Source organism: Streptococcus oralis (genome assembly GCF_019334565.1).
GTDB classification, from domain to species: domain Bacteria; phylum Bacillota; class Bacilli; order Lactobacillales; family Streptococcaceae; genus Streptococcus; species Streptococcus oralis_CR.
This window is the reverse complement of record NZ_CP079724.1, coordinates 1052224-1072652: the sequence shown is the minus strand read 5'-3', so window position 1 is coordinate 1072652 and position 20429 is coordinate 1052224. Positions and strand designations below refer to the sequence as shown.

Annotated in this window: 21 protein-coding genes; 15 read left to right on the top strand and 6 right to left on the bottom strand. The window is 38.7% G+C overall.

Features of this window, described 5'->3' with window-relative positions; all coding sequences use genetic code 11:
- Nucleotides 1-119 precede the first annotated feature (119 nt).
- The 6 genes from KX728_RS05315 to KX728_RS05290 all read left to right on the top strand — a co-directional run bounded on the left by KX728_RS05315 (nt 120) and on the right by KX728_RS05290 (nt 7049).
- Nucleotides 120-1286: an AI-2E family transporter gene (locus tag KX728_RS05315; RefSeq protein WP_215804617.1), complete on the top strand. Its 1167-nt coding sequence runs from the start codon at nt 120-122 to the stop codon at nt 1284-1286.
- Nucleotides 1276-2505 carry a tetratricopeptide repeat protein gene (locus tag KX728_RS05310; protein ID WP_215804618.1) on the top strand — a complete coding sequence of 410 codons (1230 nt, stop codon included), beginning with the start codon at nt 1276-1278 and terminating at the stop codon, nt 2503-2505. Before KX728_RS05315 ends, KX728_RS05310 begins: the two co-directional genes overlap by 11 nt.
- Nucleotides 2506-2803: 298 nt before the next feature.
- Nucleotides 2804-4603, top strand: coding sequence for a streptococcal pilin isopeptide linkage domain-containing protein (locus KX728_RS05305; RefSeq protein ID WP_215804619.1), 1800 nt, complete (start codon nt 2804-2806; stop codon nt 4601-4603).
- Nucleotides 4604-4912: 309 nt separating this feature from the next.
- The gene (locus tag KX728_RS05300) at nt 4913-5554 is read left to right on the top strand and encodes an amino acid ABC transporter permease (protein ID WP_215804620.1); all 642 of its coding nucleotides are present in this window, start codon (nt 4913-4915) and stop codon (nt 5552-5554) included.
- 10 nt (nt 5555-5564) lie between these two features.
- Nucleotides 5565-6194, top strand: coding sequence for an amino acid ABC transporter ATP-binding protein (locus KX728_RS05295; RefSeq protein WP_215804621.1), 630 nt, complete (start codon nt 5565-5567; stop codon nt 6192-6194).
- A gap of 15 nt (nt 6195-6209) precedes the next feature.
- Complete coding sequence (locus KX728_RS05290) at nt 6210-7049, top strand: amino acid ABC transporter substrate-binding protein (protein ID WP_215804622.1); 840 nt, start codon at nt 6210-6212, stop codon at nt 7047-7049.
- A 230-nt stretch (nt 7050-7279) separates the two neighbouring features.
- On the opposite strand, the gene lysS is transcribed toward KX728_RS05290, so the two are convergent.
- The 5 genes from lysS to KX728_RS05265 form a co-directional block, all read right to left on the bottom strand.
- The gene (lysS, locus tag KX728_RS05285; RefSeq protein WP_215804623.1) at nt 7280-8770 is read right to left on the bottom strand and encodes a lysine--tRNA ligase; all 1491 of its coding nucleotides are present in this window, start codon (nt 8768-8770) and stop codon (nt 7280-7282) included.
- Nucleotides 8771-8908: 138 nt separating this feature from the next.
- Entirely contained in the window at nt 8909-9532 is a 624-nt protein-coding gene (locus tag KX728_RS05280; RefSeq protein ID WP_215804624.1) for a histidine phosphatase family protein, read from the bottom strand.
- Complete coding sequence (locus KX728_RS05275) at nt 9532-10014, bottom strand: aminoacyl-tRNA deacylase (RefSeq protein ID WP_215804625.1); 483 nt, start codon at nt 10012-10014, stop codon at nt 9532-9534. The genes KX728_RS05280 and KX728_RS05275 overlap by 1 nt, the downstream gene beginning before the upstream one ends.
- Nucleotides 10014-10856 (bottom strand): DUF368 domain-containing protein, encoded by an 843-nt coding sequence (locus KX728_RS05270; protein ID WP_215804960.1) that lies wholly within the window; start codon nt 10854-10856, stop codon nt 10014-10016. Before KX728_RS05270 ends, KX728_RS05275 begins: the two co-directional genes overlap by 1 nt.
- 105 nt (nt 10857-10961) lie before the next feature.
- Nucleotides 10962-11762 (bottom strand): glycoside hydrolase family 25 protein, encoded by an 801-nt coding sequence (locus KX728_RS05265; protein ID WP_001227572.1) that lies wholly within the window; start codon nt 11760-11762, stop codon nt 10962-10964.
- Nucleotides 11763-11917: 155 nt separating this feature from the next.
- Here KX728_RS05265 and glmU point away from each other — a divergent pair, with 155 nt between their 5' ends.
- The 7 genes from glmU (at nt 11918) to KX728_RS05230 (ending at nt 17901) form a co-directional block, all read left to right on the top strand.
- Nucleotides 11918-13297, top strand: coding sequence for a bifunctional UDP-N-acetylglucosamine diphosphorylase/glucosamine-1-phosphate N-acetyltransferase GlmU (glmU, locus tag KX728_RS05260; protein ID WP_215804626.1), 1380 nt, complete (start codon nt 11918-11920; stop codon nt 13295-13297).
- 9 nt (nt 13298-13306) lie between these two features.
- Nucleotides 13307-13852, top strand: a complete 546-nt coding sequence (locus KX728_RS05255; RefSeq protein ID WP_215804627.1) for an NUDIX hydrolase — start codon at nt 13307-13309, stop codon at nt 13850-13852.
- Between the two features lie 11 nt (nt 13853-13863).
- Complete coding sequence (gene macP, locus KX728_RS05250) at nt 13864-14175, top strand: cell wall synthase accessory phosphoprotein MacP (RefSeq protein WP_000517860.1); 312 nt, start codon at nt 13864-13866, stop codon at nt 14173-14175.
- 15 nt (nt 14176-14190) lie between these two features.
- On the top strand, nt 14191-14883 hold the full coding sequence (locus tag KX728_RS05245; RefSeq protein ID WP_215804628.1) for a 5'-methylthioadenosine/adenosylhomocysteine nucleosidase: 693 nt from the start codon (nt 14191-14193) through the stop codon (nt 14881-14883).
- 76 nt (nt 14884-14959) lie between these two features.
- Nucleotides 14960-15454 carry a chromosome segregation protein RocS gene (gene rocS, locus KX728_RS05240; protein WP_219108602.1) on the top strand — a complete coding sequence of 165 codons (495 nt, stop codon included), beginning with the start codon at nt 14960-14962 and terminating at the stop codon, nt 15452-15454.
- Between the two features lie 81 nt (nt 15455-15535).
- Nucleotides 15536-16129 carry a 3'-5' exonuclease gene (locus KX728_RS05235; protein WP_215804629.1) on the top strand — a complete coding sequence of 198 codons (594 nt, stop codon included), beginning with the start codon at nt 15536-15538 and terminating at the stop codon, nt 16127-16129.
- 8 nt (nt 16130-16137) lie between these two features.
- Nucleotides 16138-17901 carry a glycerophosphoryl diester phosphodiesterase membrane domain-containing protein gene (locus KX728_RS05230; protein ID WP_215804630.1) on the top strand — a complete coding sequence of 588 codons (1764 nt, stop codon included), beginning with the start codon at nt 16138-16140 and terminating at the stop codon, nt 17899-17901.
- A 38-nt stretch (nt 17902-17939) separates the two neighbouring features.
- Here KX728_RS05230 and KX728_RS05225 read toward each other — a convergent pair whose 3' ends face one another.
- Complete coding sequence (locus KX728_RS05225) at nt 17940-18239, bottom strand: YbaB/EbfC family nucleoid-associated protein (RefSeq protein WP_000981515.1); 300 nt, start codon at nt 18237-18239, stop codon at nt 17940-17942.
- Between the two features lie 439 nt (nt 18240-18678).
- Here KX728_RS05225 and KX728_RS05220 point away from each other — a divergent pair, with 439 nt between their 5' ends.
- Nucleotides 18679-19386 carry an IspD/TarI family cytidylyltransferase gene (locus KX728_RS05220; RefSeq protein WP_000638514.1) on the top strand — a complete coding sequence of 236 codons (708 nt, stop codon included), beginning with the start codon at nt 18679-18681 and terminating at the stop codon, nt 19384-19386.
- Nucleotides 19387-19390: 4 nt separating this feature from the next.
- The gene (locus tag KX728_RS05215; RefSeq protein ID WP_000609901.1) at nt 19391-20413 is read left to right on the top strand and encodes a ribitol-5-phosphate dehydrogenase; all 1023 of its coding nucleotides are present in this window, start codon (nt 19391-19393) and stop codon (nt 20411-20413) included.
- The last annotated feature ends 16 nt before the right edge of the window (nt 20414-20429 follow it).

Genomic DNA, 20429 nt, shown 5'->3' with positions numbered 1-20429 from the left:
TTCATTATACCACAAAATGGCAGTCATGAAGCACTAGATTCATTCATGTAAGCACTTTAAAAAAGAGTTATTTTAGTCTAAAAATGGTATAATGAGAGAACGACAGAAAGGATGTATTTATGGAACATAAAGAGAAACATTTTAGCCTATCTTGGTTTTTTAAGTGGTTTTTAGATAATAAAGCCATCACTGTATTTTTAGTAACCTTGTTACTGGGGCTAAACATTTTTATTCTAAGTAAGATTAGTTTTATCTTTTTACCAGTTTTGGATTTTCTTGGGGTTGTCATGTTACCAGTTATTTTATCTGGTTTACTTTATTACCTACTTAATCCGATTGTTGACTGGATGGAGAAACACAAGATCAATCGTGTTCTTGCCATCAGTATTGTTTTTGTCATTATTGGACTTTTTATCATTTGGGGTCTGGCAGTCGCAATACCTAATCTGCAACGCCAAGTCTTAAATTTTGCGAAGAATGTGCCGACATACCTGGAAGATGCTGATAAGGTGATCAATGACCTTGTAACTAAACGCTTGCCAGATGATTTTAGACCACAGTTGGAGCAGGTTCTTTCCAATGTTTCTAGTGAAGCTACCCTGTGGGCGAGCAAAATCTCTTCTCAGGCTGTTAACTGGGTCAGCGCCTTTATCAGTAGCGTTTCCCAGGTCATTGTAGCGGTTATTATCGTACCATTCATGCTCTTTTATCTTTTGAGAGATGGGAAAGGCTTGCGGGATTACCTAACTAAATTCATCCCAAACAAGTTAAAAGAACCTATCGGACAAGTTTTGTCAGATGTTAATAAACAGTTATCAAACTATGTTAGAGGGCAGGTTACAGTTGCTATTATCGTGGCAATTATGTTTATTATCTTCTTTAAGATTATTGGTCTCAGATATGCTGTGACTCTTGGTATCACGGCTGGTATCCTCAATCTAGTACCTTACCTGGGTAGTTTTCTAGCGATGTTGCCTGCTCTGGTTTTGGGCTTAATAGCGGGGCCTGTCATGCTTTTAAAAGTAATTATTGTCTTTATTGTTGAACAAACGATTGAAGGTCGCTTCGTTTCCCCACTTATTTTGGGTAGTCAGCTAAACATCCATCCCATCAATGTCCTCTTTGTTCTCCTAACTTCAGGTTCTATGTTTGGTATTTGGGGAGTCTTGCTGGGAATCCCTGTCTATGCCTCTGCTAAGGTCGTTATCTCAGCTATCTTTAACTGGTATAAAAAAGTCAGCGGTCTGTATGAAGAAGAAGGGGAGGAAATCAAGAGTGAACAATAGTCAACGCATGCTCCAGGCTTTGGATGAACAGGATTTAACCAAAGCGGATCAGTATTTTCACAAAGCCCTCGAAACAGATTCAAGTGAGGTTCTTTACGAACTAGCAAGCTATCTAGAGGGAATTGGCTTTTATCCTCAAGCAAAAGAAATTTACCAAGATATCGTTACAGATTTCCCAGAAGTGAATCTGAACTTAGCCAGCATTGCTAGCGAGGATGGCAATGTTGAGGAAGCCTTTGCTTACCTTGAGGAAATCACACCTGAAAGTGACTGGTATGTATCGGCCTTGGCCTTGAAGGCAGACCTCTATCAGTTGGAAGGATTGACAGATGTAGCGCGTGAAAAGTTACTGGAAGCCCTAAACTACTCAGACGATTCCTTATTAGTTTTTGGTTTGGCTGAGTTGGATAGCGAGTTAGGAAATTATCAGGAAGCTATTCAGAGCTATGCTCAATTAGACAATCGCTCAATCTATGAGCAAACGGGTGTCTCAACCTACCAACGAATCGGCTACGCATATGCTCAGTTAGGCAAGTTTGAAGCTGCAACTGAATTCTTAGAAAAAGCTTTAGAATTAGAATACGATGACCAAACTGCCTTTGAACTGGCTAGTCTTTACTTTGACCAAGAAGAGTATCAAAAATCTGTTCTTTACTTCAAGCAGATTGATACCATTTCACCTGACTTTGAAGGATATGAATATGGTTATAGTCAAGCTTTGCATAAGGAACATCAGGTGGAAGAGGCCCTTCGTATCGCTAAACAAGGTTTGGAGAAAAATCCATTTGAAACTCGGCTCTTACTTGCTGCTTCTCAGTTTTCGTATGAATTGCATGATCCTAGTAGTGCAGAGCAATTTCTCCTTACTGCCAAAGAAGATGCAGAGGATACAGAAGAAATTTTCCTTCGCCTTGCAACCATTTATATGGAACAAGAACGGTATGAAGATATCATCGCTCTCCAAAGTCAAGAACCTGAAAATCTCCTTACCAAGTGGATGATTGCCCGTTCTTATCAGGAAATTGAGGATTTAGATAAGGCCTATGAACTCTATCAACAACTATCGTCTGATCTCAAGAATAATCCTGAATTTCTGGAGCAGTATACTTATCTCCTACGTGAATTGGGGTATTTTGAAGAAGCCAAAGTGCAAGCTGAAGCTTATTTAAAACTCGTTCCAGATGATGTTCAAATGCAAGAACTCTTAGAAACACTTTAAAGATTTCTATTTTTTGTAAAATTTTATTAACAGAAACGAATGACTTTAAATGAATGATTTGAAAGACCTCAGAGGTCTTTTCTTTTTTACTAATTTACTAATATAATATAAATGTTAGAATTTCTTATAGCCAATTTAGATGAAGTTTTGAACGATGAAAGCCTGCTACACCCTATAAAATAAGAGTTTAAAGGTATGATTTGAACATCGAACTACTATGAAATACTTGACAAATTTATATAAGAATATATAATAATAAATAGGGGATCTATCCCCAAAAATAAAGGAGGCAAATGTTGTGAAAAAGATTAATAAAAAACTTTCTCATGCATTCATGGCGCTATTGTTAGTAGCTTCAGTATTTATCCCAGTACTAAGAACTAGCAATGTGGTTAAAGCTGCTGAACTACCATCTAGTAGCTATACGCTAACGACAGTACCGACAATTAACAATAATAAGTTAGTTGACGGTGCAGAGTATGGTGAAGGGAAATTTTACCTTCAAACCACTTACAAATTCGACAACTCAACAACGTTGAAGAATGGTGACTTTATGGTTTATAAAGTTCCAAATGAATTCAAAATTGAATCAGATTCAACTACTGAAATCTTTGGTAACGATGGAGTCACTAAGGTTGCTGAATTAACGACAAATAAGTCTGCAAATACAGCGACTGTAACGGTAAGTAACGAAGATTATTTTGCTAACTTACCTGAAGAGAAACAAATTTCGGCCTTATTTACGGTTGTATGGGCTGATAATGTTGAACTCAATAAGTCGTATCCAATCGATATTCCTGGAGCAGGAGTATACAATTTGACTCGTATTGTTCCAGATGAGGATCCAACAGGATTTACTAAATGGGGAGTTCAAGATACGAACGATCCAAATTATATTAATTGGTATATTCGCGTAAACAAATATGCTAATCCTTATGAAGGCGTTTCGATTCAAGATACAATCCCTGAAGGACAAGTATTAGCTAGTGAGATTACAGGTTACTACTTTACTGAATGGGGTAAGGATGAGCATCATCCTCTTTTGAATCCAAGTCACATTGTTGTTCAAGATTCTAATCGCTTCACTATTACTCCAAATGGTAATGGTGATCTAACCAACCAAGGTTTGTATGTAGTTTATAAGACTCGTATCACAGCTCCAGTTGATAATACAACAAAGAAAGCTTTCAATAACGTTAAAATTACGACTTCGACTGAAAACTTTGATGTAGAAGGTTTTGCACCATTAACCACAACTGAAGGTATTAGTTCAGGTTCACGTTCTACAGAAGTTTCATTTGAGGTTTCTAAGCAGTTAAAAGGAAAAGACTTAGCTGCTGAAGAATTTAGCTTCCAACTACTTGATCCAAACGGATCAGTTGTGGAAACTGTTAAGAATGATAAAGATGGCAAAGTGAAATTTAAAGCCGTTAAATTCTCTACAGTGGGTACTTATAAGTATCAGATCAAAGAAGTTAATGATCAAAAACCAGGTTTTGCTTACGATGATAAGACTATTAACGCAGAAGTTACTGTAACAGATGTTTATGGTGAGAAGTTTGCAAGTGTTAAATATGACAATAAAGTTTTTGTAAATTCGTATTCTGCTAAATCTGCAACAACTTCAATTACTGCTAAAAAAGTCCTAAATGGTAAAACTCTTGAGGCAGATAAATATGAATTTGAATTGAAAGAAGGCGACAAACTTGTAGCTACAGCTAAGAATGCTGCAGACGGAACAGTTGCTTTCCCAGCAATTGAATACACTACTGCAGGAACTCACACGTATACTATCACTGAAAAAGATGGTGGTGAAGCTGGTGTAACTTATGATAAAAATGCTTATACAGTAACAGTAAAAGTTGCAGACAATGGTCAAGGTAAACTTGTAGCAAAAGTTACAGGCAATAATCCAACCATCACAAATACTTATGCTGCTGAGACTCCAGGATCTTCTGATGACAAACCTAAACAACCAGGAGAAACTAAAGAACTACCAAATACTGGTACTTCTGAAATGACTATGTTGCTTACTGTTGTAGGAGTAGTACTTGCATTTGGTTCCATTCTTTTATTCCGTTTCAAAAAAGTTAAATAATCTAGTTGAAAAATCTTGATGCCTTTGCTATGGCATCATCAAAGAGTCACTTGTATGGATAGTAGAAATGATACTATTCTTATAAAGTGGTTCTTTTTTTATATCTCTAGAGGTATGAAGTGAATGAGGGTAAACGAGTTCTGTATCAATGAAATTTTTATAATTCTTCGAATTATTCAAGATGATATTTCGCTCTTATTTCATAGATAAAGGTGTATAGTTCAAGAATTATAGAATTTTTTTACAAAAACCCTTGCTAAATTGTTTATTTATGCTATAATAGGAACAATAATTTTTAGGAGGTGCAGTATGTCTTATATGTTTGAGATATTACCAAGTTTATTGAACGGTGCAAGTATGACTCTTCAAGTCTTTGCTCTGGTCTTGATCTTTTCAATTCCTTTAGGTATTGTCGTTGCCTTTGCTTTACAAGTCCGCTGGAAACCCCTCCATTATCTGATTGACCTTTATATTTGGGTGATGCGAGGAACTCCCTTGCTCTTGCAATTAATCTTTATTTACTATGTTCTCCCTAGCATTGGGATACGTTTAGATCGTTTGCCTGCTGCTGTGATCGCTTTTGTATTGAACTATGCAGCCTACTTTGCTGAAATCTTTCGTGGTGGGATTGAAACCATTCCTAAAGGGCAGTATGAGGCTGCAAAAGTGTTAAAATTTAGCCCCTTTGCTACAGTTCGCTATATCATCCTTCCTCAAGTGACAAAGATTGTCTTACCGAGTGTTTTTAATGAAATTATGAGTTTGGTCAAGGATACTTCTTTGGTTTATGCCCTTGGGATCTCAGATTTGATTTTAGCTAGTCGGACAGCAGCCAATCGAGACGCCAGTCTTGTTCCTATGTTTTTAGCTGGAGCGATTTATTTGATTATGATTGGTCTCGTAACTATTGTAGCGAAAAAACTTGAGAAGAAGTACAGTTATTACAGATAGGAGGATTGCTATGTTAGAATTACGAAACATCAACAAGGCCTTTGCTGGCAAACAAATCTTAACCAACTTTAGCCTATCTATTCCTGAAAAGCAAATCCTCGCAATCGTAGGTCCATCAGGAGGAGGCAAGACCACCTTGTTACGTATGCTAGCTGGATTGGAAACCATTGATTCTGGGGAAATCTACTATAACGGCGTATCGCTAGCTATAGACGAACTAGAAAAGCGCAATCTTCTAGGATTTGTTTTCCAAGATTTTCAACTCTTTCCGCATTTGTCAGTTCTAGATAACTTAACCTTGTCGCCCATAAAAACGATGAGCATGGAGAAGGAAATTGCTGAGAAGAAGGCGCGTGGTTTGTTAGAACAACTTGGGTTAGCTGGGCATGCAGATGCCTTCCCTTTCTCACTTTCAGGTGGACAAAAACAACGGGTGGCCTTAGCACGCGCTATGATGATAAACCCAGAAATTATTGGATATGATGAGCCTACATCAGCCTTAGACCCAGAATTGCGATTAGAAGTAGAAAAACTTATCCTTCAAAATAAAGAGCGTGGGATGACTCAGATTGTTGTGACTCACGATCTTCAGTTTGCGGAAAATATTGCTGATCAGATCCTTAAGGTTGATCCAAAGTAGGACTAGGAGGTGCCTATGAAGAGAAAGAAAATTGCCCTTGTACTTGCTCTGTTCTTTAGCTTCTTCCTGACGGCTTGTACTCAGAAGGCAAGTGATCCAAATCAGGATAATTGGGCCAAATATCAAAAACAGGGAAGCATTACCATTGGCTTTGACAATACCTTTGTTCCCATGGGATTTGAGGAAAAGAATGGCCAGTATGCAGGTTTTGATATTGACCTAGCCCAAGCTGTTTCTGAAAAGCTAGGAATTCAGATTAAATTTCAACCTATCGACTGGGATATGAAAGAAACCGAATTACAAAATGGTACCATTGATGCCATCTGGAATGGCTATACAGCTACAGATGAACGGAAAGAGAAGGTTGCTTTTACCATTCCTTACATGGAAAATCAACAAGTTTTGGTCTCTAAAAAGTCTCAAAATATCCACTCAATTCAGGATATGACTGACAAAGTTTTAGGGGCCCAGGCAGGATCTTCTGGCTATTTGAATTTTGAAGGACAACCTGAACTACTCAAGAATCGAGTGAAAGACCAGAAGGCCAATCAATACCAAAGTTTCAATGAAGCCTTGATTGATTTAAAAAATGATCGGATTGATGCTTTGTTGATTGACCGAGTATATGCTAATTATTATCTCCAGTCTGAAGGGATATTAAGTGACTACAATGTCTTTTCAGCTGGATTTGAAAGTGAAGCTTTTGCAGTGGGTGTTAGACCTGCTGATAAAACTTTGCTAAATGCCTTGAACCAAGCCTTTATCTCACTATACCAAGAAGGAAAATTCCAGGAAATCAGCCAGAAGTGGTTTGGCGAAGATGTAGCCACTAGTCAAGTTAAAAATCAAGAATAAGAAAAGAGATTGAGTTTTTCCTCAGTCTCTTTTTTTTTTATCAAAAAAACCTCTGGCAAGTACCAGAGGATAAGAGTTTATACTCAATAAAAATCAAAGAGCAAACTAGGAAGCTAGCCGCAGGCTGCTCAAAACACTGTTTTGAGGTTGTAGATAAGACTGACAAAGTCAGGAACATATATCTACGGCAAGGTAACGCTGACGTGGTTTGAAGAGATTTTCGAAAAGTATTATTTCATTGTTGGGAAGAGCAATACATCACGGATAGTGGTTGTATCAGTGAGGAGCATGCAGAGACGGTCGATACCGATACCCAAACCACCTGTTGGTGGCATACCGTATTCAAGAGCCTCAATGTAGTCGTAGTCGATGCCTGTTGCTTCATCGTCACCAAGTTCTTTGGCTTTAGCTTGGGTTTCGAAACGGCTAAGTTGGTCGATTGGGTCGTTCAACTCAGTAAAGGCATTACCGTACTCCTTAGTCATGATAAAGAGCTCGAAACGGTCAGTAAAGCGTTCGTCTTCAGGATTTTTCTTAGCGAGTGGAGATACTGCTACTGGATGTCCATAGACAAAGGTTGGTTGGATCAAGGTTTCTTCGACAAATTCTTCAAAGAAGGCATTGATAATGTGACCAACTTCAGTGTAGTGTTTCTCAACTGGAACTTTCTTCTCAGCAGCGATAGCTTTAGCTTCCTCGAAAGTCATGTCTTGCCAGAAATCTACACCAGTAATTTCTTTGATAGCATCCACCATGTGAACACGTTTAAATGGTTCGTTGATCTTAATTTCAGTGCCCTGGTAGTTAACTGGACCATCCCCCTTAACTGCCTTAGCAGCGTGTTGGATAATACCTTCAGTTAAGTCCATGATATCTTGGAAGTCTGCATAAGCTTGGTAAACTTCGATAGAAGTGAATTCAGGGTTATGAGTAGCATCCATTCCTTCGTTACGGAAGATACGGCCAATTTCATAAACACGTTCCATACCACCAACGATAAGGCGTTTCAAGTGAAGCTCGGTCGCGATACGAAGCACCATGTCAATGTTCTGTGCATTGTGGTGGGTGATAAATGGACGAGCAGCAGCACCACCGGCTTCATTATGAAGAACAGGTGTTTCCACTTCAAGGAAACCTTTTTGGTCTAGATAACGACGGATTTCAGAGATGATTTTTGAACGAGTGACAAAGCGTTCAAAGCTTTCACGGTTAGAAATCAAGTCAAGGTAACGTTTACGATAAATTGTTTCAACGTCAGTCAAACCGTGGAATTTCTCAGGAAGCGGGCGAAGTGCTTTAGACAAGTGTGTGATGTGAGTTGCCTTGATAGAAAGTTCTCCCATATCTGTACGCATGACTTCACCTTCGACACCAAGGAAGTCACCGAGGTCAGCCTTTTTGAAGATTTCGTAGTTTTCTTCACCAACTTCATCTTTACGAACGTAAATCTGAATTTGACCTTCGCGGTCTTGAAGATGGGCAAAGCCAACTTTTCCTTTTCCACGTTTAGTTACTAAGCGTCCAGCGATAGTAGCAGTTTCATTTAATTCATGTAATTGTTCTTTATCGAGTTCTGCAAATTTATCTTTTAGTTCTTGAGAGTTAGCAGTACGTTCAAAACGTTTTCCGAAGGGATCGATTCCTTGTTCACGGAGCGCAGCCATTTTTTCACGGCGAACGATCTGCTGGTCATTTAGTTCTTCCATATGTTCTGTAGACATGGGTTCCTCCTAATTTTACTCAAAATTTGATACGATGAGTCATTTTTTGCGATACTCCCATTTTATCATAAATAGCAGAGAAATTCACGGATATTCTTTGAAAACTAAAAAGAACTTGACTATTAAGATCAAGTTCCATTATTTTTCTTGATAGGAAGTGTCATTCCATCTTTCCAGAGTGAAGGTTTCAAAATCATCGGTCTCTAAAACTGTCAGACTAGCATTGGCCAAGCCTCCATCTTTGCGAAGGTGAGCCTCTTTATAGCCTAAGAGAGTGCGTAGGCTAGCAGTGAGATTTGCCCCATGCCCGACAATCAAAATTCTTTCAGCCGGGCTTTCTTTCAGAGATTTGATAAACTGAATGGTTCGCTGAGTCGTAGAGTAGAGAGATTCGGCTTCAAACATCCTCGTATCAAACTGAGCCAGATTAGAGCGAAAGGCCTTGATTTGTTGTGGGTAGATGGCATTGAGAGTTGTGATTTTTAAACCTTCAAGTTTCCCAAGATGCCATTCACGCAGGTCAGGAATGCTTTTTAAAGGACAAGGGGATTGGAGTTGACTCTGGATAATTTCAGCAGATTTGACCGCTCTGGGTAAATCACTAGAATAAATCGTATCAAAATGGATTTCCTTGAGATGTTGACCCAGTTGTTTTAAAACGTCAATGGACTCTGGAAGAAGGGGAGAGTCGCCGCTAGCACCTTGAAAACGTCCTTCAAGATTCCAGACAGTCCGACCATGACGGACAAAATAGAGTTTCATCAGTTGTTTTCCTCCAAGATGTCAGCAAAATCTGCTTTTACAAAGCTGGCTAAGTCTTGAGGTCGGATTATGATACTGTGCCCGACTTCTCCAGCAGAGACAATCATTTGGTCTAAATCCAAAGCAGTCTGATCAATAAAAATAGGATAATTGTGTTTTTGGCGAATGCCGACGGGGTTATTAGCCCCATGAATATAGCCTGTCGTTTTTTCTAGGTCTTTTTGTGGAATCATGCTCACTTTTTTATTACCAGAAACCTTTGCTAGTTTTTTCTCAGCGAGGTGTTCTGTTATGGGAACGATTCCGATGATTGGCCCCGTCTTATCACCCAGCAGAGCCAAGGTTTTAAAGATATGTGTTCGATCATATTCCGAAGGAAGTTCTCCCTCAAGCGCATTGATTTGAATCCCTGTGTGCTCAATTCCTGCTTTGGTTAAAATTTGCTCGACAAGAGTTTTTTTAATCTTTACTTTTTTTGCCATTATTTATACTTATCCTCCAATTGACTCATCCAGATACCAAGCCAAATGCCAAGTGCAAAGAAGAAGGCGATGAGAACATAACTCACGATAGAAAGTCCAGTGTATTGGATACTTTCAGCACTTCCAGCATTTGGAATCAAAATCAAGAGGGTGCTTGATAGCACAATTCCAATAATAAAGTGATAAACACGGGAGTGGTGGTTGTTTAAGGCATGGTCCATTAATTTTGAAAAGATAATAAGAGTTGCACCTGCACCAATTCCGATAGGAAGGAAAGTACCGAATAAATCAAAGGTCTTAAAACCAGTTAGCATTGGAGCGTACAGCCCTAAAATCAAGAGTAGATTTGACGGACTTAAACCAGGCACCAAGACACCTAGAGCTAAAAGAGCACCCGCTAAGATAAAACTAGCGAAACTAGCACTGAGAGAACCAACAACAAAGTTTAGCGCGTAGAGCCCTAGGCCTGAAAGGATAAAGGTAGTCCAGAACCAGACTAGGTCAATCTTGTCACGATCAGATTCTCGAGTAGATTCTTTAAGGAGGCTAGGAACCGTACCGATGATAGCTCCAGCAAAACTCCATAAAACATATACTTGGTAATTTTCAAGCAGATACTCGATTGGATAAGAAAACAAACCAATGCCTAGCAACATCCCGATTGCTACTGGGATAAAGTATAGGACATTATTTTTAAAATCCTTAAAGGGATGAGCCAGAAAGCTAATCATTCGCTCGTAAATTCCCAAAATAGCTGCTAAAACACCGCCAGAAATTCCTGGTAGGATAAATCCTAAGGCGATGACGATTCCTTTAATAACTCTTGCAATCCATGAAAACATCATAAAATCCTCAATTTCATAAAATTCTTTCTCTATTCAATTAATTATAACACAGACGAGAAGAAAATAAAAAGACAAGTGGAAAAGAGAGCAATTTCACTTGTCTTATGGTCTTAAAAATAGTTTTCTGAAGGTTTCTTCTTTTTCCTTCAAGGTAGAAATGAGATTAATATCTAAATGATGCTCAAATCCAGCAATTCTTCCTTTTGAAGTATACTGATGGAGGTCGTAGTCTAAACTGGTATTGGGTGTTGTTTCAAAGTAACCAGAGTCTGTCCCGTAGGAAGGAATCCAAATAGCAGTAAACTTATCTGTATTGATACTGTGTTCTTGCATGAAGTAAACTCCAATATAGATGCCGATGTTTTTAGCACCTAAAGATTCCAGTTTAGCACGAAAGGCCTCAACACCTTCGTTCATATCGGACATTGTTTTTTCTTCAACATCGAGCCAATAGTAACTAGGGTTGTATGGAGAAGCAGCATTATAGAAAACTTCAGCGGCTTTTTCCATTTCTTCCTTGCTGGGGCTAGCTAGATAGGCATAGACTCCAACTGGGACATTACGCTTTTGAAATTCTGTAATATGACTTTTATAGGCTTTATCAATACCATTGGCATAAGCGGCATCATTTTTTTCAGTATGTTGAGCCCCATTGTGGACGCGAACAATAACACCTGAAATATTTTGAGATAAGGTATCGTAGTTGATTTCCTCAGGTCTTTGCCAGCCAGAGACGTCAATAATAGGTTTGTCAAGATTATGCAAGGCCTGATTTTCAACCTGGATTGCATTGGGTTTTGACTTGACAGGATGGTCTTCATAAGTTGGTCTATTGAGGATCAAAATAGCTATAAATATAGTAAATAAAGTAAAAATAATAGCTGGATGAATCTTTTTTCTCATATTTAAATAGTTTAACGTAAATAGATAAAAAAATCAAAGAAAACATCGGAAAAAGTGAATATATGAGCGTCTTTTCCCTATTTCTCTGTTTGTTTACTCCTAAGAAACTAAATTATGGTATAATATAAGGGAATTTCTAGAGAAAAGAGAAGATTATGTCAAATTATGCCATTATTCTAGCAGCGGGTAAAGGTACTCGCATGAAATCAGATCTTCCAAAGGTACTTCATAAAGTAGCTGGAATTTCGATGTTGGAACATGTTTTTCGTAGTGTTGGTGCTATTCAACCTGAAAAAACAGTTACTGTAGTTGGTCACAAGGCAGAGCTAGTTGAGCAAGTATTAGCTGGTCAGACAGACTTTGTTACCCAATCAGAACAACTAGGAACTGGGCATGCTGTCATGATGGCAGAGCCTATTCTCCAAAATAGTACTGGCCACACCTTGGTTATTGCTGGGGATACTCCTCTGATTACAGGTGAAAGCTTGAAAAACCTCTTGGATTTCCATATCAATCACAAAAATGTGGCGACGATTTTAACAGCTGAAGCTTCTGATCCTTTTGGGTATGGTCGTATCGTCCGTAACGATAATGCTGAGGTTCTTCGTATTGTTGAGCAGAAAGATGCCACAGACTTTGAAAAACAAATCAAGGAAATCAATACAGGAACTTATGTATTTGACAATGAACGTCTTTTTGAAGCCCTTAAAAACATCAACACCAACAATGCCCAAGGTGAGTACTATATTACTGACGTGATTGGTATTTTCCGTAATGCGGGTGAGAAGGTTGGGGCCTATACTCTCAAGGATTTTGATGAAAGCCTCGGGGTAAATGACCGTGTAGCTCTTGCGACTGCAGAAGCAGTTATGCGTCGCCGTATCAACCAAAAGCATATGGTTAATGGTGTTAGCTTTGTCAATCCTGAAGCAACTTACATCGACATTGATGTTGAGATTGCTCCCGAAGTCCAAATCGAAGCCAACGTTATCTTAAAAGGTCAAACGAAGATTGGTGCGGAGACTATTTTAACAAATGGAACTTATATTGTAGATAGCACCATTGGATCTGGAGCTGTGATTACCAACTCTATGATTGAGGAAAGTAGTGTTGCGGACGGTGTGACAGTTGGTCCTTATGCCCATATTCGTCCAGGTTCAAGTCTGGCTGCTCAAGTTCACATTGGAAATTTTGTTGAAGTAAAAGGATCTTCAATCGGTGAAAATACCAAGGCGGGTCATTTGACTTATATTGGAAATTGTGAAGTGGGTAGCAACGTTAATTTCGGTGCAGGAACTATTACAGTCAACTACGATGGCAAAAATAAATACAAAACTGTCATTGGCAATAATGTCTTTGTTGGATCAAACTCAACTATTATTGCTCCTGTAGAACTTGGGGATAATTCTCTGGTTGGAGCGGGTTCAACCATTACCAAGAATGTTCCTGCTGATGCCATTGCTATCGGCCGTGGACGTCAGGTCAACAAAGATGAATATGCGACTCGCCTCCCTCATCATCCCAAGAACCAGTAGGAGTTTGTCATGGAATTTGAAGAAAAAACGATTAGTCGGAAGGAAATCTATCAAGGTCCTATTTTCAAACTAGTTCAAGATCAGGTGGAACTGCCAGAAGGAAAGGGTACTGCCCAACGTGATTTGATTTTTCACAATGGAGCTGTTTGTGTTCTAGCTGTGACAGCGGAGGACAAAATCGTTCTCGTTAAGCAATACCGAAAGGCTATCGAGGCGGTTTCTTATGAGATTCCTGCAGGTAAACTTGAAGTTGGTGAAAATGCTGATCCAATGGCGGCGGCCCTTCGTGAATTGGAAGAAGAAGTTGCCTACACAGCTAAGTTAGAACTGTTGTACGATTTCTATTCTGCGATTGGATTTTGTAATGAAAAACTAAAACTCTACCTCGGTAGTGATTTGGTCAAGGTGGAAAATCCTCGCCCACAAGATGATGCTGAAACTTTGGAAGTTTTAGAAGTAAGCCTAGAGGAAGCCAAGAACCTGATCCAGTCAGGTCATATCTGTGATGCCAAGACCATTATGGCTATCCAGTACTGGGAACTACAAAAGAAATAGAGGAGAAACCCATGGGAAAACCTTTATTAACAGACGAAATGATTGAACGTGCCAACCGTGGTGAGAAAATATCAGGACCACCTCTTAAAGATGATGAGGAAACAAAGATCCTACCAACGTCTTCACAACATTTTGGTTATTCACGTTCTAGAGACCACGGTTTTAGTCAAGATACCTTAACAATCGAAGTAGAGCCAACGATTCATAAGAGTCGCCGCATTGAGAATACCAAGAGAAATGTTTTTAATTCAAAACTCAATCGCATCTTGTTTGCAGTTATCCTACTTTTGATTTTGTTAATTTTAGCGATGAAACTCTTGTAATTGAAAGGACTTGAAATGAAAATTGGAATCATTGCTGCCATGCCAGAAGAACTCGTATATTTGACTCAGAATTTGGACAAAGCTCAAGAAGTTCAGGTCTTGGGAAATACCTACTACACAGGCTCTGTTGGCAATACTGAAGTCGTTCTAGTTCAGAGTGGGATTGGAAAGGTCATGTCGGCTATGAGTGTAGCTATTCTAGCTGACCATTTTCAGGTAGAAGCTATCATCAATACAGGATCAGCAGGTGCTCTTGCCGAAGGGATTGCTGTTGGTGATGTCGTGATTGCAGATAGACTAGCTTACCATGATGTGGATGTGACTGCTTTTGGTTATGCTTATGGCCAAATGGCTGGTCAACCTCTTTACTTTGAATCAGATAAGAAATTTATCGCTAGGATTAAAGAAAACTTATCTCAGTTAGAACAGAACTGGCACCTAGGCTTGATTGCTACAGGAGATAGCTTTATAGCTGGGGATGATAAGATTACTAGTATCAAATCCCACTTCCCTGATGTTTTAGCAGTTGAAATGGAAGGGGCTGCCATTGCACAAGCAACTCAGGCTCTTGGCCTACCTTTCCTAGTCATTCGTGCCATGAGTGACAATGCTAATCACGAAGCCTCTATCTCTTTTGATGAGTTTATTATCGAAGCTGGACGTCGTTCTGCCCAAGTCTTACTAGCCTTTTTAAAGGCTTTAGATTAAGCGGAAATTTGACAGTTTATCTAGCTTATGATAAGATTTAAATAAAGAAAAGCTAGAAAACGTTTCAGAGGATATTATGAGTATTAAAATGACCGTCAGTGAGATTGCAGAGGTCTTAGGACTATCCCGTCAAGCAATCAACAATCGTGTCAAAGAACTTCCAGAAGAGGACACGAAAAAAAATGACAAAGGTGTAACTGTAGTTACTCGAAGTGGCTTGATCAAGCTAGAGGAAATCTACAAAAAAACGATTTTTGAAGATGAACCAGTCAGTGATGATGTTAAACAACGTGAACTGATGGAAATCTTGGTCGATGAGAAAAATGCTGAAATTCTTCGTTTGTACGAGCAGCTCAAGGCAAAAGACCGCCAGTTATCAGAAAAAGATGAACAGATGCGTATCAAAGACCGACAGATTGCTGAAAAGGACAAACAGTTGGACCAACAGCAACAGTTAACTCTTCAAGCGATGAAGGATCAAGAAACCTTGAAACTCGAGTTGGACCAAGCAAAAGAAGAAGTCCAAGCAACCAAAAAAGGCTTTTTTGCTCGCCTTTTTGGAGGAAAATAAAGAAGCTGTTTGGGTTACTCACTAACCTAATGGCTTCTTTTATTATTTATAGTTTATTTTGGGTAGTAATTGAGGTAAATAATGGAAAAATTAAGAGATTATATCGCCTTTGATTTGGAATTCAATCAACACGAGGGGGTTACCCATTTAATTCAAGTATCAGCAGTCCATTTTCAAGATGGGCAAGAATGTGCTGCTTTTGACTCTTATGTTTATACTACAGCCCCATTGAAGAGTTTTATCAATGGTTTGACTGGAATCACAGCTGAAACCTTGAAAGATGCGCCAAAGGTAGAACAAGTTTTAAAGGACTTTCAAGAATTTGTTGGCGACTTACCTATTGTTGGTTACAATGCGGCTAAGAGTGATTTGCCTATTCTTTTGGAGCATGGTATTGATTATCGTGACCAGTATAAGGTTGATCTATATGAGGAGGCTTTTGAACGCCGTAGTTCTGATCTACACGGCATAGCCAATCTTAAATTACAAACTGTAGCGAATTTTTTAGGCTTTCACGGGAAGTCTCATAATAGTTTAGAGGACGCCCGCATGACGGCGCGTGTTTACGAAGCTTTTTTGGAAGCGGATGAAGGAAAGCTATTAATAGAAGACCAGAGTAGTTTTTCGATGAATAATCCTTTCGGTGGCTTAGATTTATCCCAATTTTTAGACTAGGAGTGCCTATGAAACCTGAAAAACCTAAGAAGCTAGGTTTTAGGAAGATATACTATAACCTAGATAAGATTTTATTTCTATTTTTCTTGATATTTATGATGGTTGAGTTTGTCTGGCTACCATTAAATTCGTGGATTGCTGGCATCCTTCTGAGACAAACCGGTTATTTGTTTATCTCCTACAATAACTTTTGGGCGATTATACAAGGCTCGCCTTTTATCAGTTTAGCCTTTCTCATCTTAATTGCAATCAATCTCCTGGTTGCCTATTTCCAGATTTGTCTTTTGTTTATCGGTGCTCGTCACCTTCTCTATCATGAAAAGAGAACTTTAATTGAGTACAGTAGAAAAGTATTTCACCAGAGCTTTCTATTCGTTAAGCGATTGAGCTTTTGTAAGATGGCCTTTGTCTTTTTTTACATTGCTTTGCTTTTCCCGTTCATCCGTAAGATTTTAAAAATCTACTACCTCAACAAGATTATTATTCCTGATTTTATTGTGAATTATTGGGAAGGTAAGCATTGGCTGGTAGGTCTGATGATCATAGCATCCGCTTGGATATTTCTCTATATTTCTGTCCGATTTATGTTTGCCCTCCCTAAGATTCTCTTTGAAAGAAAGACAGTAAGAGAAAGTGTGAAATATAGTCTCCAAAAGACAAAGAAAAATGTCCTTTTCTTCTCTTGGCATCTCTTACTCATTATCATTAAAACCTATCTCTTCTTCTTTGGTTTGTTAATTCCTTTGCTTTTTGCGCAAGCAGTGATGGATAATCTAACTCAAAAAGAGTCCTTGATTCTCGGTGTGATTAATTTTGTCTTGATTAAAAATTTCCATTACATGACTCTGACTTATTTCCTAGTGAAGTTTGTTTCCTTCCTTACAGGAGAGGAGTTGGAGATCATGCCAAGGCGAAAGAAAGATCATCTGATGAGATGGGGTGTCATGGGGTGTGCAAGCATCATCTTTGCCATAGAAGGCTACGTTTATCTGGAATCTCCGGATACCAATACACCTTTAGTGATTTCGCACAGAGGAGTAAGTAATAAAAACGGTGTTCAAAATACTGTGCAGTCTTTAGAAAAAACAGCTCAACTAAAACCAGATCTTATAGAAATGGATGTGCAGGAAACGAAAGACGGTCAGTTCGTGATGATGCACGATGCTAACCTCAAAAATTTAACAGGTATTAATGCTACACCGCAAGATTTGACTCTGGATGAATTAACAAATACAGATATTTACGAGAATGGTTATCAAACAAAGATTTCAAGCTTTGATGCCTATTTAGGGCGTGCAAATGCTTTAAACCAAAAATTGCTGATTGAGATTAAGACCAGTAAAAAAGATAGTCCGCAAATGATGGACCATTTCCTCGAAAAGTATGGAGCGACTATCAAGAAATATGGACATCAGATGCAATCACTAGACTACCATGTGATTGATAAAGTGTTGACTTATGATTCTGAAATTCCAGTTTACTTCATTCTCCCCTATAACAGTATCTTCCCAAGAACCAAGGCAACGGGTTATACTATGGAGTACTCAACTTTGGATGAATACTTTGTCAATAAACTCTGGACAACTGATCAGAGACTCTATGTTTGGACCGTAAATGGTTCGGAGGCATTTGATAAAGCAGTTCGTCTCGGTGCAGATGGCATGATTACTGATGATCTTGAAATGGTCCAGTCACAAGTCACAATGGCTCAAGACGATCCGGAATATACGGAATTACTCTTAAAGAAAGCAATGGAATTCTTTGATTTCTAAGAAAAAAAGAGAAACATCTGTTTCTCTTTTTTTGTGGATTAGAAAGGCAATTTTCCAGCGAAAGCACCTAGTTTCTTCTTAGTCGTTTCATCAATTTGTTCAAGAGCAGCGTTAATCGCCTGAGCAGTCATGTCAGAAAGTGTTTCGAGATCTTCTGGATCTACAACTGCTGGGTTGAAGTCAATGCTGACAACTTTTTTGTCTCCAGTCAAAGTTGCTTGGACAAGGTCCTGAGCTGATTTTCCAACAAATTCCATGGCAGCGAGTTCTGCTTGGCTTTGTTCCATTTGTTTTTGAAGTTTTTGTGCTTGGCGCATCATGTTTTGCATGTTCATCATGGCGGTTTACAGTTTCCTTTTTCTATTATTTTCCTTTTTATTTTATCAATTTTAGGGGCAAAAGTCTATTATTTGTTTAATTCATGAGATATATGACCTTTTATAATGAGTCTCTCAAACAACTTTTAAGAAATTTACTATGCACACCTAGTATTCTTTGCTAAACAAATAATTTCATTTAAGCTTTCTTTAAGGTTTCTATTATATTCTAAAGAACTCTATATTAACCGAACGTTGAATGGATAATATAGAGGATAACCTAATTTTATTTCTTGATTTATTATGGTCTTTCCGGATTTAGTAACACATTGTTCACTTTTTACCTTAAATGGTGTGTTGATTAGACTAAATGATTCACTGTCTTTTCTTCATGATGGAGGCAGATTGTGATATAATAGATGATAATGAGTTTTTTAGAATAAACTAAAGGAGAATATAAATGATCTATGCAGGAATCCTAGCCGGAGGAACTGGCACACGCATGGGAATCAGTAATTTACCAAAACAATTCTTGGAGTTGGGTGATCGTCCTATTTTGATCCACACAATTGAAAAATTTGTTTTGGAACCAAGTATTGAAAAAATTGTAGTTGGAGTTCATGGAGATTGGGTATCTCATGCTGAGGACTTGGTTGACAAGTATCTTTCTCTTCACAAGGATCGCATCATCATTACAAAGGGTGGTGCTGATCGCAATACCAGTATCGAGAAGATTATAGAAGCTATTGATGCCTACCGTCCAATCACTCCAGAAGATATCGTGATTACGCATGACTCTGTTCGTCCTTTTATCACACTTCGCATGATTCAGGACAATATCAAACTGGCTCAAAATCATGATGCGGTTGACACAGTAGTAGAAGCAGTTGATACCATTGTTGAAAGTACTAATGGTCAGTTTATCACTGATATTCCAAATCGTGCTCACCTCTATCAAGGTCAAACACCTCAGACATTCCGCTGCAAGGATTTCATGGATTTGTATGGTTCCCTATCTGACCAAGAAAAGGAAATCCTGACGGATGCATGTAAGATTTTTGTTATCAAAGGGAAGGATGTTGCTCTAGCTAAAGGGGAATATTCAAATCTTAAAATCACAACTGTGACAGACTTGAAAATCGCGAAAAGCATGATTGAGAAAGACTAAGGCTATGATTAATCAAATTTATCAACTGACAAAACCAAAGTTTATCAATGTAAAATACCAAGAAGAGGACATTGATCAGGAGAATCATATCCTTATTCGTCCAAATTATATGGCGGTTTGTCATGCGGATCAACGTTACTATCAAGGGAAACGCGATCCAAAGATATTGGCTAAAAAGCTTCCAATGGCCATGATTCACGAGTCTTGTGGAACTGTTATTTCCGATCCAACTGGGACTTATGAAGTCGGTCAAAAGGTAGTTATGATTCCCAATCAACCGCCTATGCAGAGTGACAAGGAGTTCTACGAGAACTACATGACAGGGACCTACTTCCTATCTAGTGGTTATGATGGCTTTATGCGAGAATTTGTCTCTCTTCCAAAAGACCGAGTCGTTTCTTATAATGATATCGAAGATACAGTTGCTGCCATCACCGAGTTTGTAAGTGTCGGTATGCATGCCATGGATCGATTCCTGCATCTTGCTCATAGCAAGAGAGAGCGCATTGCTGTTATCGGAGATGGTAGTTTGGCCTTTGTGGTTGCCAATATTATTAATTACACACTACCGGAAGCAGAGATTATCGTTATTGGTCGCCATTGGGAAAAACTGGAGCTCTTCTCTTTTGCAAAAGAGTGCTACATCACGGATAATATCCCAGAGGATTTGACCTTTGATCATGGATTTGAGTGTTGCGGTGGTGATGGCACAGGACCAGCTATCAATGATCTGATTCGCTATATTCGTCCACAGGGAACGATTCTCATGATGGGAGTGAGTGAATACAAGGTTAATATCAATACACGAGATGCTTTGGAAAAAGGATTGTTATTAGTAGGCTCATCTCGTTCAGGACGCGTCGATTTTGAGAAGGCTATTCAAATGATGGAAGTCAAAAAGTTTGCAAATCGTCTGAAGAATATCCTTTATGTTGAAGAGCCTGTGAGAGAAATCAAGGACATTCACCGTGTCTTTGCTACAGACCTTAATACTGCTTTTAAAACAGTATTTAAGTGGGAAGTGTAGGAGATGGAGGTTAATT